Genomic DNA, 16030 nt, shown 5'->3' with positions numbered 1-16030 from the left:
CTTCGATCTACCCTCAAACTATCTACCTCTCAGTTGTCTACTAACAGTAGCCACAACAGTTCTGATTAATGTTTGTCCACTCGCTAAGCTAATCAATATCACATTACTTATTTAAACTCTTTCTTAAGTCGTTTTTTGATTGATTTAAACCGCACTTATCTATATGCTTCACATTAATTAATCATACAATAGTACGTAAAGAGGAATTGAACATGACTAAACCTGTCATCGGCTTCATCGGTCTGGGTCTTATGGGCGGCAACATGGTTGAGAACCTTCAAAACCGTGGTTACGAAGTTAACGTTATGGATCTGAACAAAGATGCCGTTGCAGCTGTTCTAGCTCGTGGTAATGCATCTGAAGCAACTTCTGGTAAAGAGTTGGCAGAGAAAAGTGACATCGTAATGCTATGTCTAACAACGTCTGAAGTTGTAGAAAAAGTAGTATACGGCGAAACAGGTATCCTAGCGGGTATGACTGAAGGCAAAACGCTAATCGACTTCGGTACTTCTATCCCAGCTTCAACTAAGAAAATCGGTGCTGCTCTTGCAGAAAAAGGCGCTGGCATGATCGATGCGCCTCTAGGCCGAACTCCAGCTCACGCGAAAGATGGTCTTCTAAACATCATGGCAGCTGGCGACATCGAAACGTTCAACAAAGTTAAGCCAGTTCTTGATGAGCAAGGCGAAAACGTATTCCACCTAGGTGCTCTAGGTTCAGGTCACGTGACTAAGCTTGTGAACAACTTCATGGGTATGACGACAGTTGCAACTATGTCTCAAGCTTTCGCTGTAGCTAAGCTAGCAGGCGTTGATGGTCAGCAACTGTTTGACATTATGTCAGCGGGTCCATCTAACTCTCCATTCATGCAGTTCTGTAAGTTCTACGCAGTCGACGGTGAAGAAAAATTAGGTTTCTCTGTTGCTAACGCAAACAAAGACCTTGGCTACTTCCTTGCACTATGTGAAGAGCTAGGTACTGAGTCTCTAATCGCTCAAGGTACTTCTACAAGCCTACAAGCTGCGGTTGATGCTGGCCTAGGTCAAAACGACGTTCCAGTGATCTTCGACTACTTCACTAACCTAAAGAAGTAATCGTTGCTGCTTAGTGTGAGCTATATATCGCACTAAGAAACGAATAAATAAAACCCCCGCTGATGCTATCAGTGGGGGTTTTGTTTGCAATATAACTTGAGTTTTTGAAAGGGTAGTGTGCCTAGTTTCATTTAAGTAACTGTATCCGGGCTCTCAGCTATTGAAGGAGTTATTGGGCGTTAAAACTTCCCACCGTTAACCCATTCGCTTTTGGGAGGGACGGGCTCCTGATTAATCCACCATTCGACGATTTGTTTGTTCTCTATGCGAAATATATCGAAGCGAGCTATTTCTGTGTTTTCATAAATCAAACGGCTATAGGCGACGACCATGTTTCCTTGGCCGACAATTTTGAATACCTGATCGTAGCTCCCAACGTATTTCTCGGCAGGATCAACATCTAAAGTGGCGTGCATAGGAAGGCTTGCGAAATCTACGTAGCTGCTAGCGCTATCTTTTCGGCCTAACACCATCACATCACACAAAAAATCTCGGACTAACAGTTTGTTGTCTTCTGTCCTACCGTCGTCAATGGACTCAGTTGGGCCGCTGATTTGATCTCTGCTAGCGTCTGAATTTTCTACATACGCTGATATTACATCCCAATGCTCTATGATCTTGTCATCATTGTCGGTATCAAATAAATCGGTGGTTACCCAGTATGCTTCGCCGTTGTTGATATTTTGATACGCTTGCACAAACACATATTGACCATCGACAAGCGAGCGTACAACGCGTATGTCGCGGTCGTGGCACCGTTCAATAAATGGCTCAAAAAACTCAACAAAGCCCTCTATGCCGTTTCTAACGCCTGTACTGTGTTGGGTATAACGGGCACCGGTATATTTGGTCACGGCTATCCGAGCATGCCCATCACGGATTCCTTCCATGTATAAATTAGTCGCATTGTTCAGCTTCTGACTCATCAGTTAACCCCTGTCATTTCGTCGACACATTCAAAGGTTAAGCCTAGTTGAATATTGTTGTACTCGTGATGAAAAAAAGCCCGGTGAACAGTATCCACCGGGCTTTCTTACACTAGAAGTTGTTTGTTATTTTACTTTGGCTGCATTGATCAACTGATAATCAGGACCAGCGGTTTCTGCCGTGACAACAGAAAGTTTGCTTATGTCGGCACCTGTATCTTCATATGCCATAAGGCCATTTTCCGAAACAAATGTCGGCAGTTCAGTGCTGAAACTGTCAATTTGCGATGCTTCAGTGACTGTCCCCACATAAACTTCATTGTTGTAGCTTGCATTCACCAGTGGGTGATCGGCAACTGCACGAACGCTCACGAAATCTGCATTTTTAGTATTATCGACCACATTGTTTTGGAAGCTAACATCAACGCCTGTAAAGACGGTTTCAACCACATCGTTGTTAAACAGACTGACGCGATGGGTTTGGTTTCCGTAGACAATGCCCCATTCAGTATCTACCAGCGTATTGTTGTTGATGGTAATGTTTTTCGGCGTCCACTGTTTATTGAGCTCTTTGCCTTTTACGCTTTGATCAAGTACCTCGTTGTTCTCTACATCGATAATACCGGTATTGATAACAATGCCGCCACGCAGGTCAGCATTCCCCTCAATAAGACCATCACGGCCACGGGTACCAGAGATGTAGTTATTGCTAATGACATGATTTTCGTCATAGATACGCATACCACCGGTTAGTCTTTTTTCATTGCCAAGAATGATGTTGCTTTCAACCGTGTTTGCTTTGCCGTGACGTAGCGAGATAAGCGATGCGCTTTCAAAGATGGTGTTGCCCGCAATCAGGTTTTCTCCTGATTTGATTGAAATAAGCTCACGCTCACCATCCATATTGATCATAAGGTTGTTGACAAATTTCGACTTAGAAGGCCACTGAGACGCTTTTGAGTCACCAATACGAATCGCCTCCCAGCTGTTTCCGTTGTATCGGATCGATTCTTTGATATCGAGCTCGTTGAACACATTTTTTTGCTGATCTAGGAAGATGTTGTCAGCAATCAGATGATTGTCGGGTTGGTCATCCTTTTGGACGCCAATTAATGTGCCACGTTTCTGTTTACCTTCGAAGCGGTTGTTAATCACCTTGCCGTCTTTACCCCATAGTGACACCCATAAGTACTTTGGATACTCAGAGCGACGCTCATCAGGCTCATAGGCGTAGTCATGATTGAAGTAATAGAAGGTTGAGTTCACAAGGGTGTTGTTGTTACCCATCATGCGAATGCCACCAAATCGCTCTGCAGGTCCGCCTTCAGTAAATACAAGGCCGTCAACCGTAATACCATCACCCTCTAGGACAAGTTGGACAAGGCCCGTAAGCCATGTTTCTCCTGCCGTTTCAGATTTGATTGTAACGTTGTTGGCTGTAATGGTAACGACACCAAGATTAGGAAACTTACCGGAGGGTAGGGTAATGGTCGCTCCGTTTTCGGCATTCTTAAGTTGCTGCTTAAGTTCGTCAACTTGTTGAGACGATTGTTCAACTAACGATGCACCATCGGCAATTGTGTAGCGGTCAGTAGCGAGGAGCATCTCTCTCGAAAGGTCATTCAGATTGATGCTAGCGCTGAATGAACCTTCAGCGTTCACTAATGAAGTGGTGTCAGATGCCGTGCAGCCGACCATAGTCATTGAAGTAGCGATAAGGGCAGCAATAAGTGTTTTCTTCATATTAGTCTCACGTTTTAGTTCTTCGCAGTTATCGAGCATAAGGGAGGCTTGTTTCCACTGAAGAGCGCTTCAACGAGCCAGCATCATACTATCGTTTTTGACTATATTATTGTAGTATAATATCTCAAGTTTGTGATTTGGGGCGCATGTAGCGATTGAACGAGTCAAAGCTGGTCACTCGTTAAGGTTTATGCGTGACTCTTTTACACAGAGAATATCTAGCTAACATGGGCTGTGTAAGGGGTGGCAGCGTTTTAACTGAATGCAGAAATACGCTTTTTAATGAGTACAAAAGCTGTTGCTTGTTGGTTGATTGTGTGTTTTTTAATGATTTTGTAAATGACAATAGTGCCATGTTAGATATAAAATATTACAAATAAAAGTAAAGCAGAGAGCATAATATGTATTGCATCACAGAATTGAAATCAGCTTGATTATTGTTGGTTTGTAGGTGGAACTACTAAAATATCGCTATTTATCAGTGATTAACGGATTGGTTTATTGGTTTCAAGCACGATCCAAGCTGCTAGTTCACATAGTCCTGGTGATGTAGATCACAGATAAATTCTCTCAAACCCCTTAATATATTTGTCATACATTAACACAAGAACTATTAGGGTTTGATTATGAACAACCTGTCTAAAGTAACCATCGCAGTTACGACTCTACTTGCGACAACCGCCGTTTCTGCAGCTTCTTTTAACGTACGTCATGAGTATAAGAACGAAACTAAGCAGCACGCTTCACGTGTAAAGCTTGCGGATAACATCGGCAACTTCCTTGTCGATATTGAAGCTAAGTTCAAAGGCCAAAACGGCAAGTTTATGGAAGATCTGCAAAACAACGGTTGGGAACTTGGCTTGAACTACCGTCATGTTTTGAACGACAACTGGACTCTAACGTACGGTATGCCTATTGAAGGTCGTAGCGCGGGCATGACGTACAAGCCTCAGCTTCGTGCGACTTATCAAGTTGACAGTATTGATGGCTTAAGCCTGAGTGCTCGTTACCGCTACGATATTAAACACACTAATGAGTCTACGTCGTACGAAGAGAACGACCAGGGTGGCTATGATCAAGTTGTAAACGCAAGCAAAGATGAGCGTCGTCACCGTATTACAGCAAACATCAACTACGCTCTAGATGACTGGCGTTTTGGCTTTGAAGGTAACTACTACAAAGCAGAAGGTTACAACCTATACAACAACAAAGACACCAACTATGAGCTAAATGCAACAGTCGCTAAGAAGCTGGGTCAGTGGACACCATCTGTTGAATTTGGTGATGTAAACGTGAGCTCTACTAGCGATAAGCGTGAGTTACGTAGCCGTATCGGTTTGACGTACAGCTTCTAAGCGAAACATAAAGGCTAACCTTGGTCTTTATCGAAGGCTCTCATCAATGAGAGCCTTTATTGTTTCTGGAGCCATATAGGCGCCGTTTGTGACGGTTCCCGTTGTCAACTTTGTGGTTGTTTATTCGCATAATGTCGAATGGTATAGCTCACAATACAGATGAAATGGCAGAAACTGCGAAGAGTTTATCAAGTCTTAAAGCAATAGTTTTAATAATATTGTATTATTTATAAGGGTTTCTAAATCTTAATTTTTATCTGGAGCAGTATATGGCTACTTTTTCACTTGTAGAAGATGCAAGTCGTAAGATTCATGTTCACGTTGCCAGGCAGATTGCTAGACAAATATTGTCTGGAAAGTTGAGTGAAGGTGAAAAACTACCGAACGAGGTGTCACTGTGTGAATCATTCGGTGTCAGTCGTACCGCTTTGAGGGAGTCTACAAAGTTACTTTCGGCAAAGGGGTTGATAGCATCACGTCCTAAGATAGGCACGGCCGTTCTACCCAGGACAGAGTGGCATTTTCTCGATCCTCAATTGCTTCATTGGATTCAAGACCTTGAAGATACCAAATTGTTTCTGTCTCAATTTCTTGGCTTACGAAAAGCGATAGAGCCCGAAGCCTGTGCATTATGCGCGAAATACGCAACAGCGGAGCAGCGCAAATCTCTTTCTCTAATTTTTCAAAAGATGACACTTGCCGCGGAAGCGAACGATCAACAAGAGTGGACCATCAACGACCATCTATTCCATCAAACCATCTTTTTTGCTACCGGAAATCAATTCTACGTACCATTTGGCAATATACTGGAAACTATCTTTAAGCAGTTTCTGGGTGAATCCGCAGAGGGTGGACGCTTCTGTCTAAACGAACATAGAGCAATATACGAAGCGATTATGTCGGGCAGGGCAGACGATGCTCGAAACGCATCGATGTACTTGTTGAATGACGAGAACCAGAGGTTGTCGAAGGTTGCTAATGGCTAACCAATGTCCCACGCGATTGATGTAACCTAATTTCACTCAGTGGTTTGAATAATTCGATTAAAAAATAGGCCTCAACGTTGTTGAGGCCTATTGCGTTATTTAGTGCAGCAAACTGGACGCCGATGTTTTATCGGCATCCAACTAAACCATGCCCATTAAATCAAGCCAAATGAGCCTTCCCATGAGAACTTTTGACCGGCAAATTCAACGCTGTGTTGACCTTGTTGTTCATCTTCCGAGAGATTGCTGATAGCAAAGCAATAGGTTTTACCTGTCGTCATGTTGATTTGAATGACTGTAGCGATGTCATTGTTACCTACAACATCCACTGATTCTATTAAGCCACGAGCATTGACAGATTGCTCAAACTCTTCATTGAAGTAACCGTGAGTCTCTAGTACTGATGCGAATACATGATCTTTACCCGTTTGGCGCATGATCATTGCAGGCTCACTACGTAGGTTGAAGTCAGGGTCATTTGCACCTAGTCGAGCAAAGATTACTTCGCTGTCTTTATTGGCACTTGTCACAAGTGAATAGTAGCTGTTATTAACCAACCAGCTCACAAGCGAGCTGTCTTCAACGCTGCCAGAACCTAGGTTCCAAAGGTGCTGATAACCGTCAGATTCGCCAAGTGGCTTTAATGTTGCTTCGGTTTGATACTCGAAATCGGTACGAATGATTTGGCCTGAATAATGAATAGGAAGATCATACTGATGTTCTGCCTCAGACTGGATTCGGTATACGTCGACAACCAGTGGTTTTTCAAACTCTGGCAATTCAGCAAGCAGGATGCTGCGCTGCATATCTACGCCGTCGTAGTAGCCAGAAATTCGGCCGCTCATGCCTTGAAGCTTGTCGTTTGAGATGTCAAAGAAATGCTTCTCACCAAATTTAGATTCAGCAAGTGCGGTGTTGAAGTTATTCTGCGTCTTCTGATTTACAGTGACCGTGTTGTGAGCGACAGTTTGCTTACAGTATGACTTGTTTTCTGGGATGTAGCGTCCACCAAATTTAGGCTCTACGTTGACCCAGCGTCCATAGCCATAATCGTGAAGTACTTCGTGGCCACGGTTGAATACACTCAAGTGAAGACCATCATAGTGGCCATGATCGAGTGCTGAATGATACTGGTGATCTGAACCGTGCTGGCCGAACCAAATCAGTGCCATGGTATCGTCGTCTTGGTTATCACGGTGACGAAGAATACCTAAACCACCTTTTTCACCTTGAGAACCATCTGTGAGGTATAAGCTACCCCAGTTGAATGGCTTGATCTCGACCGCTGCTTCCACAGCATTAGATAGAGTTAGGCCAGACGAATGTACCCAAACATTTTGCTGGTGGTTTGCCATAGCAAGCAAAGTTTCTGCTTTTTCATAGCGATGGAAGCAGACACTCGTTGCCATAACGACGCCTTCATCGTTGATCGAGATGGTCTTCGATGAGTCGTTACAAGCGGGTAGGGAGCCATCAGGAAACGCCGTTTTGAATACCGCGTAAGAGGTAGTCTTGATAACCGAGTCGTTAAACTGGTAGATAGCTAACTCAGGTTGGCGACGTTCAATAGCTTCTGCAAACAGGTAGATTGGTCGCAATGAGAAACGATGATAGTACGGCCCTTCCATGTAGTAACCATGTGGCGAGAATAGCTGATCTAATTGAGCAAGAAAGCCACCACTCACTTTGTCGAGTTTCAATCCATAGAGCGCTTTATTAACAGACTCTTGATCGTTGATCGCGTAACCACAGATACCTACAGCTGCAACCGCCCAAAGACCATGGTTGTGAACGATATCGAAGTCGTGACCATAGGTTACAACGAAAAGATCGATCATTTGCTTAAACAGGTCATTTTCGATAAGGGCTTTTTGCTCTTCATCTAGCGTGTGATAAATACAAGAATACGCACATGAGGCGTACAGCATCCACATGTTTTCATTAAGAGTCTGATGGAAGATTTTGCCTGGAGGGTTGGTATCTTTACTGGTGTTGCTTTCTAGAGTTGGATACACCTTGGCATAAGCCGTCAGCATTTCAACGATGTAATCGCGGTATTTCTGCTCTTCCGTAATCAAGAACAAGCGTCCCGCTAAGTCGATATGGATGTAGTTTTGTTTGTGGCGGTTGTGTTCGTAACCACCACCTTCACCATGACCAGGAACCTCAATACCTACTTGTGTCATGTACGCATCTGTCTGCTTAATATCGCGCGCCAGTGCTTTTCCCATAAGGCTATCCGTGCCTAAAGCTTTACGAAGCTCAGTGGCTTCTTCAAAGTTCATTAAAAGAGGTTGATAGCTCATTATTGTTTCTCCTAGGTGGATTAGTATACAACTTAACCGTTGGAACTAACCCGGTTGATTGCTTGGAGCGAAACTCTATCGCTTGCGCTGCTGAGTCTTACTCACTAAATTGGTCTCTGCATATAATGGTAATACAATAGCATCTTAAAGCCTAGTTAGAGTCGATAGAATGATGATTGAAGTCACTATGTAATTTTTAAAACACTGTTTATTAAAGATTATATTTGAATGTTTAGCTGTATTTGTTGATGTGTATTGCAAACGATTAACTTTTTCTTTTTAAGCTAATATTGACCTAGATCACAGTTTTGTGGGTATATTGTATGACAAAAGAGTTTTTGATTTATAGTACATACCAGTTAGAACTTAGAGTGAACCTTAAGTGGAGAATCAACATGAATCCTTTCTTTATAAATGACGAGCACGCATGGGACGATCTAGGCGATGGTATAAAGCGCAAGATCGTGGCGTACACTGACGACTTGATGGCTGTTCACCTGTGCTTTGATAAAGGAGCGATTGGTCATCCTCATACTCACGAAATTCATGATCAAATTGGCTACGTCGTACGTGGTAGTTTCGAAGCGGAGATTGATGGCGAAAAGCAAGTGCTTAAAGAAGGCGATGCTTACTTTGCTCGCAAGCTAGCGATGCACGGTGCCGTAGCGTTGGAGCAGGATAGTATTCTTCTAGACATCTTTAACCCTGCTCGCGAAGACTTTTTGAAATAATCAATTAAGCAATCACTGTTGCAAAGGTAACACCCATGAAAAATACTAATATTGCAGTTCTTGGCGAGTGTATGGTTGAGCTCCAGAAGAAAAATGGCCAGCTACAGCAAACATTCGGCGGTGATACGCTAAATACCGCTCTATACCTATCTAGGCTAACGAGAGCGCATGATGTCAACGTCAGCTATGTAACGGCATTAGGTCACGACGAGTTCAGTGGTGAAATGCTCAGCACTTGGCAAAAAGAGGGTATCGATACCTCTAATGTCCTTCAAATCAAAGACAAAAACCCAGGCATCTACTACATTGAGACAGATGAAACAGGTGAGCGTTACTTCCACTATTGGAGAAACGAGGCTGCGGCAAAATTCATCTTTGAACAACCAGAGTCATCGGCTCTTGTTGAGAAACTACTTGGCTACGATTCGCTGTATCTAAGCGGCATCACGTTGGCAATTCTTACACCAGCTGGTCGTGAAAAGCTGATTGAGACTCTAAAGCAATTCAAAGAACGCGGTGGTAAAGTCTTCTTTGATAACAACTACCGTCCGAAGCTCTGGAGTGATGAGCAAGAAGCGATTCACTGGTATGAGCAAGTTCTATCAATGACCGACATCGCGATGCTGACGTTTGATGACGAACAAGCATTATACGGTGATAAAGAGTTAGATGACTGTATTAATCGTACTTCAGGGCTTGGCGTGAAAGAGATTATCATCAAACGTGGTGCGGAAGCGTGTTTGGTTGTTGAAGGTGACAATCGTGAGTTTGTAGCACCTAACCCAGTGTCGAATGTTATCGATACCACTGCTGCTGGCGATTCATTCAGTGCTGGTTTCCTCGCGAAACGCCTAACAGGCGGTACTGCGCAAGAGTCTGCTTTTAGCGGGCACTGCATGGCAGGACAAGTAATTCAGCACAAAGGCGCGATCATTCCTCTGCCTGAAATGCCAGAACTATCCCTATAAATCCCAAAGGCTCGCGTTACTGCGGGCTTTTCTAGAGCATGAGTTTGAAAATTATGACAACCTTAAACGAACAACTAGCAAAGCTAAAAGTTATTCCAGTAATCGCTATCAATAACGTTGAGCACGCCATTCCACTTGGCCGTGCATTAGTAGAAAATGGCATGCCATGTGCGGAGATCACGCTACGTACTGAATGTGCAATTGATGCAATCAAAGCGATGCGCGAAGCGTTTCCAGAAATGCTGATCGGTTCTGGCACGGTACTCACTAATGAGCAGGTTGATGCGTCAATTGAAGCTGGTGTAGATTTTATCGTAAGCCCAGGCTTCAACCCTCGCACTGTTCAATACTGTATTGATAAAGGTGTGGCGATCGTCCCTGGTGTGAACAACCCTAGTCTGGTTGAGCAGGCGATGGAAATGGGTCTTCGTACATTGAAATTCTTCCCTGCGGAGCCTTCGGGCGGTGTTGGCATGCTTAAAGCGTTGTCAGCTGTTTACCCAGTAAACTTCATGCCAACGGGTGGCGTTAGCTTGAACAATGTTGACGACTACCTATCTATTTCATCAGTTCTAGCGTGTGGTGGTACTTGGATGGTTCCAACCAAGCTGATGGATGAAGGTAAGTGGGACGAACTAGGTGCCTTGGTGAAAGCGGCAGTAGAGCACGTGAACTAAGCGAATTAAGTTCTATAAGGGAAAGCGAGCTTTGATAGCTCGCTTTTTTGTTTTTGGCCTCTTTAGCAACTAGGATTAAGCTGCACTTACTTACAATTTTTATTTGGTATTGTATGATTTAAGATTGTTTTTGTAGTGGCTCTGTATTTGTGTGCTTACATCAGTTGTAATAAGTTGTAGTGAGGATTTAAGGTCGTTTTAGAAAGACAGAAACCTTTGTTTTAGATCACATCTTGGGCATATTGTAGTACAAATAAGGTTGGCAAAAGAGTAATCTAACTGCAGTAAATTGATAACCTTAATTAAGGCTGAAAAAATGACTATTGATACTCTCGTTGTTCTTGCCTACTTCTTCTTTTTAGTAGCGATTGGTTGGATGTTCCGCAAGTTCACAACATCAACCAGTGACTACTTTCGTGGGGGCGGTAAGATGTTGTGGTGGATGGTTGGTGCAACCGCCTTCATGACGCAATTTTCAGCATGGACGTTTACAGGTGCCGCAGGACGCGCGTTCAGCGACGGTTTCGTTGTTGTAATCCTATTCTTGGCCAATGCTTTTGGCTACCTAATGAACTATTTGTACTTCGCTCCAAAGTTTCGACAGTTGCGCGTAGTAACAGCGATTGAAGCGATTCGCCAAAGATTTGGTAAAACTTCAGAGCAGTTCTTTACTTGGGCTGGTATGCCTGACAGCTTGATTTCTGCTGGTATTTGGCTAAATGGTTTGGCTATCTTTGTCGCAGCGGTATTCAACATCCCAATGGAAGCAACAATCGTTGTGACTGGTTTGGTGTTGATGCTAATGGCAGTAACTGGTGGTTCTTGGGCGGTTGTCGCATCAGATTTCATGCAAATGCTTGTTATCATGGCCGTGACGATTACCTGTGCGATTGCAGCATACTTCCACGGTGGTGGTATCGGCAACATCGTTAGCAATTTCGACGGTGAGTTCTTCGTTGGTAACAACCTAAACTACGTGAGTATCTTTATCCTTTGGGTAGTGTTCATCTTCATCAAGCAGTTTGGTGTTATGAACAACAGCATCAACGCGTACCGTTACCTATGTGCTAAAGATAGTGAAAATGCGCGTAAAGCGGCAGGTCTAGCATGTGTTCTTATGATTGTTGGTCCAATCATTTGGTTCCTACCACCATGGTACGTAAGTGCATTTATGCCTGACTTCGCTGACCAGTATGGTTCAGTAGGTGGTGATGCAGCTTACCTTGCTTTCGTACAAAACGTCATGCCAGCAGGTATGGTTGGTCTACTGATGTCTGCAATGTTCGCGGCAACCATGTCTTCAATGGACTCTGGTTTGAACCGTAACGCTGGTATCTTTGTTATGAACTTCTACAGCCCGATTGTTCGTCCGAATGCGACCCAAAAAGAGCTAGTGGTTGTAAGTAAGGTTACAACGATTATCATGGGCTTCATTATCATTGGTATTGGTCTGTTCATTAACTCACTACGTCACTTGAGCTTGTTCGACATCGTATTAAACGTTGGTGCGTTGATCGGCTTCCCAATGCTAATCCCTGTACTTCTAGGTATGTGGGTACGCAAGACGCCAGATTGGGCAGGTTGGGCAACACTCGTTGTAGGTGGCTTTGTTTCTTACATCTTTGGTATCGCATTGACGGCAGAAGACATCCAAAACTGGTTTGGTCTAGAGCAAGCTCTTACTGGCCGCGAGTGGGGCGACTTGAAAGTTGCACTTAGCTTGGCAGCTCACGTAGTGCTTACCGGTGGCTTCTTCCTAGCAACAACGCTAGTGTACAAAGGCCGTACGCCAGAGCGTGAAGCTGAAGTTGAAAAACTGTTTGAGAACTGGAACACACCTGTCGTAGCCGACTCGGAAGAACAGCAAAACCTAGACACGAAACAGCGTGGTATGTTGGGTAAACTAATCAGCGTAGCTGGCTTCGGTATCCTAGCGATGGCACTGATTCCAAATGAACCAACAGGTCGCTTATTATTCATCTTGTGTGGCTCTATCGTGCTTTCAGTTGGTGTTCTATTGGTGAACGCAGCGCGAGCACCACAGAAAGCAATTGCAAACTAAGTGTAGATGTAAAGTAATAACGTATTCAACACGTTAACTGAGCAAATAGCCGCTAAAATTAGCGGCTATTTTTTTTATGTCCACGTGGCGACTAGACTGCTTAAGATGTGGACGAGGAAAATACTTAATCTAGGTCACGATTTTCCTTAAAAATAGCGAATACTCATCGAAATCGATTTAATTGTATTACAATACGATGTATATTGGATCTCATACCATTTCACTCAATTTGAAATAAGAGAGTTAGCATGAGCAACCAAAAATCTCTTGATGCCATCAGGAAGATGAAGCTGGAAAATGACACTTCAGCAGGTAACCTTGTAGACCTACTCCCAATCGAAGTCCAAAAACGCGACTTTGATTTGTCTTTCCTTGATAACTTGAGCGAAGCGCGTCCGCGTCTTCTTGTCCAATCTGCTGATTTGGAAGCATTCAAAGCGGCTGTGCGTGCAGACGAATCGCACTGCATGTTCGATGATTTCTACAACAACTCAACTGTTAAGTTTTTGGATACCGCGCCTTATGAAGAGCCGGAGCCATATCCTGAGGAGACAGTTGGTAAGGCCTCTCTATGGCGTCCATACTGGCGTCAGATGTATGTTGATTGCCAAATGGCTCTCAATGCCACTCGTAACTTGGCTATCGCGGGTATCGTCAAAGAAGATGAAGAGTTAATTGCCAAAGCAAAAGCTTGGACGTTAAAACTGTCTACTTATGATCCTGAAGGTGTGACGTCTCGCGGTTACAATGACGAAGCGGCGTTCCGTGTTGTCGCGGCAATGGCTTGGGGTTATGACTGGCTACACGCTCACTTCACCGACGAAGAGCGTCAGCAAGTTCAAGATGCGCTGATTGAGCGTCTAGACGAAATCATGCACCACCTAAAAGTAACGGTTGATCTACTGAACAACCCACTGAACAGCCACGGTGTTCGTTCTATCTCTTCTGCTATCATCCCGACATGTATCGCGCTATACCATGATCACCCGAAAGCAGGTGAGTACATTGCATATGCATTGGAATACTACGCAGTACACTACCCACCATGGGGCGGTGAAGATGGAGGTTGGGCTGAAGGCCCTGACTACTGGAATACGCAAACTGCATTCCTAGGCGAAGCATTCGACCTATTGAAAGCTTACTGTGGCGTAGATATGTTCAACAAGACATTCTACGAAAATACAGGTGACTTCCCGCTGTATTGTATGCCTGTTCACTCTAAGCGCGCGAGCTTCTGTGACCAGTCTTCAATCGGTGATTTCCCAGGTCTTAAACTGGCTTACAACATCAAGCACTACGCAGGTGTTAACCAAAAGCCTGAGTACGTTTGGTACTATAACCAGCTTAAGGGGCGTGATACTGAAGCACACACGAAATTCTACAACTTCGGTTGGTGGGACTTCGGCTACGACGATCTCCGCTTCAACATTCTTTGGGATGCACCGGAAGAGCAAGCACCATCAAATGATCCACTATTGAAGGTGTTCCCAATCACTGGTTGGGCAGCTTTCCATAACAAGATGACTGAGCGTGATAACCATATCCATATGGTATTTAAGTGTTCTCCATTTGGTTCTATCTCTCACTCTCACGGTGACCAGAATGCGTTCACTCTACATGCATTCGGTGAGACGCTAGCAGCGATCACTGGCTACTACGGTGGTTTCGGTGTGGACATGCATACTAAGTGGCGCCGTCAAACGTTCTCTAAAAACCTACCTCTATTTGGTGGCAAAGGTCAGTACGGTGAGAACAAAAACACGGGCTACGAAGGTCACCAAGATCGCTTCTGTATTGAAGCTGGCGGTCAGATCACTGATTACGACACAGAGTCTGATGTGAAGATGGTAGAAGGTGACGCTACGGCATCATACCAATACTTTGTTCCTGAAATTGAATCTTACAAACGCAAGATCTGGTTTGTGAAGGGTAAAGTGTTTGTTATGCAAGACAAGGCTTCTCTATCTGAAGAGAAAGACATGACTTGGTTGATGCACACCACATTCGCTAACGAAGTGGCTGAAAAGTCATTCACAATTCAAGGCGAAGTAGCCCACCTAGACGTAAACTTTATCAATGAATCTCAAGACAACATCCTGTCTGTGAAGAACGTTGAAGGGTTTGGTGAGGTTGACCCATACGAGTACCAAGATCTTGAAATCCACCGTCACGTGGAAGTTGAGTTCGGTGCAGCGAAAGAGCATAACATTCTGACGTTGCTTGTTCCTAATAAGAACGAAGGTCAGCAAGTGGAAGTGTCTCACAAGCTAGTCGGCGATATTCTTGAGCTAACTATAGATGATGAGACCGTTATTATAGAGCTGTAATCACTTTATTAAAGCGATTTAGCACGGCATATGCTTTCGTAACTAAGCTTGCCAAAATCGTAAAGGCTTGGGTATGCGGTGAAATTTTCATTGCAGCTCAAGCCTTTTTAGTATGATTTGTCCTGAAAATATCTGCAATAAAATTAGTGTACTAGAACTTTTCTTGCGAAAAACTACGCACCAATTGGAACTTAAAGTGATGGTATTTTTTATCGTTGAGGTAACTCGCAATGTTCTCTCAAACGCCGGCATACTTCGCGGGTACCGTTTGTTTGTACGTTACTCGTTTCTAATATGAGGGCTGTTAGGTGCCTCATTTTATTGAACTACCCATCCTATGTGTTTTCAATGTTTGATAAATGTTATACATCAACTCAATATCATCTTGCGGCGCAGAAAGCATTTCATCTAGATATTTGAGCGAGCTTGCTGGAAGAGGGACTTCACGTGCCAAATTGCGATCAACGTCATCAACTGGAAACAATTGAAAGATACTGATATCTAGCGCTTTAGCGATACGAAATAGTTCAATGGTTGTGAAGTAGCTACTGCCATCGAAATCCATTTTTTGATAAAGGCTGGTTTTGGCTAGCCCCGATATTTTTGCAAGACCATTCTTAGTGAGATGTTGATGCGCCATCAGTGTTTCCAAGCGCAATATAAAGTGAGTCCGAAACCACTTCTCGTCATCACCAAAAAATTCAAACCCGTGAGTCTCAAAATCTTTCATTGTTTAACCCCTTTAGGTTTCCTAGATATGAAAACTTCGTGAGTGAGTGTATCACATATAGGAATCTTCTATGGCTAAGATAGTTCCCAGTTGAGCAGGACAATCTTTAATCACCTATGTAAGAG

At 43.8% G+C, this 16030-nt stretch carries 12 protein-coding genes; 8 read left to right on the top strand and 4 right to left on the bottom strand.

Translation table 11 applies throughout. From position 1 onward, the window contains the following. Nucleotides 1-212: 212 nt before the first annotated feature. Nucleotides 213-1094 (top strand): NAD(P)-dependent oxidoreductase, encoded by an 882-nt coding sequence (locus ACVA6Q_RS05195; protein WP_446646754.1) that lies wholly within the window; start codon nt 213-215, stop codon nt 1092-1094. Nucleotides 1095-1273: 179 nt separating this feature from the next. On the opposite strand, the gene ACVA6Q_RS05190 is transcribed toward ACVA6Q_RS05195, so the two are convergent. Further along, nucleotides 1274-2020 carry a nuclear transport factor 2 family protein gene (locus tag ACVA6Q_RS05190; protein WP_446646753.1) on the bottom strand — a complete coding sequence of 249 codons (747 nt, stop codon included), beginning with the start codon at nt 2018-2020 and terminating at the stop codon, nt 1274-1276. Between the two features lie 126 nt (nt 2021-2146). Beyond that, a complete protein-coding gene (locus ACVA6Q_RS05185) occupies nt 2147-3763 on the bottom strand; it encodes a polysaccharide lyase 6 family protein (RefSeq protein ID WP_446646752.1) in 1617 nt (538 codons plus the stop codon). A 626-nt stretch (nt 3764-4389) separates the two neighbouring features. On the opposite strand from ACVA6Q_RS05185, the gene ACVA6Q_RS05180 reads away from it, so the two are divergent. Further along, complete coding sequence (locus tag ACVA6Q_RS05180) at nt 4390-5118, top strand: oligogalacturonate-specific porin KdgM family protein (protein WP_446646751.1); 729 nt, start codon at nt 4390-4392, stop codon at nt 5116-5118. A gap of 269 nt (nt 5119-5387) precedes the next feature. Further along, nucleotides 5388-6104, top strand: coding sequence for a FadR/GntR family transcriptional regulator (locus tag ACVA6Q_RS05175; RefSeq protein ID WP_353499265.1), 717 nt, complete (start codon nt 5388-5390; stop codon nt 6102-6104). 155 nt (nt 6105-6259) lie between these two features. Here the strand turns inward: ACVA6Q_RS05175 and ACVA6Q_RS05170 are convergent, their stop codons facing one another. Next, nucleotides 6260-8410: a heparinase II/III domain-containing protein gene (locus ACVA6Q_RS05170; protein WP_446646750.1), complete on the bottom strand. Its 2151-nt coding sequence runs from the start codon at nt 8408-8410 to the stop codon at nt 6260-6262. A 395-nt stretch (nt 8411-8805) separates the two neighbouring features. On the opposite strand from ACVA6Q_RS05170, the gene ACVA6Q_RS05165 reads away from it, so the two are divergent. The 5 genes from ACVA6Q_RS05165 to ACVA6Q_RS05145 all read left to right on the top strand — a co-directional run bounded on the left by ACVA6Q_RS05165 (nt 8806) and on the right by ACVA6Q_RS05145 (nt 15175). Beyond that, nucleotides 8806-9141, top strand: a complete 336-nt coding sequence (locus ACVA6Q_RS05165; protein WP_446646749.1) for a cupin domain-containing protein — start codon at nt 8806-8808, stop codon at nt 9139-9141. A 35-nt stretch (nt 9142-9176) separates the two neighbouring features. After that, nucleotides 9177-10109 carry a sugar kinase gene (locus tag ACVA6Q_RS05160; RefSeq protein WP_446646748.1) on the top strand — a complete coding sequence of 311 codons (933 nt, stop codon included), beginning with the start codon at nt 9177-9179 and terminating at the stop codon, nt 10107-10109. A gap of 53 nt (nt 10110-10162) precedes the next feature. Next, on the top strand, nt 10163-10786 hold the full coding sequence (locus tag ACVA6Q_RS05155; RefSeq protein ID WP_353499269.1) for a bifunctional 4-hydroxy-2-oxoglutarate aldolase/2-dehydro-3-deoxy-phosphogluconate aldolase: 624 nt from the start codon (nt 10163-10165) through the stop codon (nt 10784-10786). A 316-nt stretch (nt 10787-11102) separates the two neighbouring features. Then, the gene (locus ACVA6Q_RS05150; RefSeq protein ID WP_112462735.1) at nt 11103-12848 is read left to right on the top strand and encodes a sodium:solute symporter family transporter; all 1746 of its coding nucleotides are present in this window, start codon (nt 11103-11105) and stop codon (nt 12846-12848) included. A 248-nt stretch (nt 12849-13096) separates the two neighbouring features. Further along, the gene (locus tag ACVA6Q_RS05145; protein ID WP_446646747.1) at nt 13097-15175 is read left to right on the top strand and encodes a DUF4962 domain-containing protein; all 2079 of its coding nucleotides are present in this window, start codon (nt 13097-13099) and stop codon (nt 15173-15175) included. A gap of 313 nt (nt 15176-15488) precedes the next feature. On the opposite strand, the gene ACVA6Q_RS05140 is transcribed toward ACVA6Q_RS05145, so the two are convergent. Next, a complete protein-coding gene (locus ACVA6Q_RS05140; protein WP_446646746.1) occupies nt 15489-15905 on the bottom strand; it encodes an XRE family transcriptional regulator in 417 nt (138 codons plus the stop codon). Between the last annotated feature and the right edge of the window lie 125 nt (nt 15906-16030).

It is taken from the genome of Vibrio sp. DNB22_10_4 (genome assembly GCF_052879755.1).
This window is presented reverse-complemented; position numbering and strand designations above follow the sequence as displayed.

Bases quoted from the DNA above. Each gene is read 5' to 3' on its own strand.
- ACVA6Q_RS05195 (WP_446646754.1), top strand. From the start codon at position 213: ATGACTAAACCTGTCATCGGCTTCATCGGTCTGGGTCTTATGGGCGGC.
- ACVA6Q_RS05190 (WP_446646753.1), bottom strand. From the start codon at position 2,020: ATGAGTCAGAAGCTGAACAATGCGACTAATTTATACATGGAAGGAATC.
- ACVA6Q_RS05185 (WP_446646752.1), bottom strand. From the start codon at position 3,763: ATGAAGAAAACACTTATTGCTGCCCTTATCGCTACTTCAATGACTATG.
- ACVA6Q_RS05180 (WP_446646751.1), top strand. From the start codon at position 4,390: ATGAACAACCTGTCTAAAGTAACCATCGCAGTTACGACTCTACTTGCG.
- ACVA6Q_RS05175 (WP_353499265.1), top strand. From the start codon at position 5,388: ATGGCTACTTTTTCACTTGTAGAAGATGCAAGTCGTAAGATTCATGTT.
- ACVA6Q_RS05170 (WP_446646750.1), bottom strand. From the start codon at position 8,410: ATGAGCTATCAACCTCTTTTAATGAACTTTGAAGAAGCCACTGAGCTT.
- ACVA6Q_RS05165 (WP_446646749.1), top strand. From the start codon at position 8,806: ATGAATCCTTTCTTTATAAATGACGAGCACGCATGGGACGATCTAGGC.
- ACVA6Q_RS05160 (WP_446646748.1), top strand. From the start codon at position 9,177: ATGAAAAATACTAATATTGCAGTTCTTGGCGAGTGTATGGTTGAGCTC.
- ACVA6Q_RS05155 (WP_353499269.1), top strand. From the start codon at position 10,163: ATGACAACCTTAAACGAACAACTAGCAAAGCTAAAAGTTATTCCAGTA.
- ACVA6Q_RS05150 (WP_112462735.1), top strand. From the start codon at position 11,103: ATGACTATTGATACTCTCGTTGTTCTTGCCTACTTCTTCTTTTTAGTA.
- ACVA6Q_RS05145 (WP_446646747.1), top strand. From the start codon at position 13,097: ATGAGCAACCAAAAATCTCTTGATGCCATCAGGAAGATGAAGCTGGAA.
- ACVA6Q_RS05140 (WP_446646746.1), bottom strand. From the start codon at position 15,905: ATGAAAGATTTTGAGACTCACGGGTTTGAATTTTTTGGTGATGACGAG.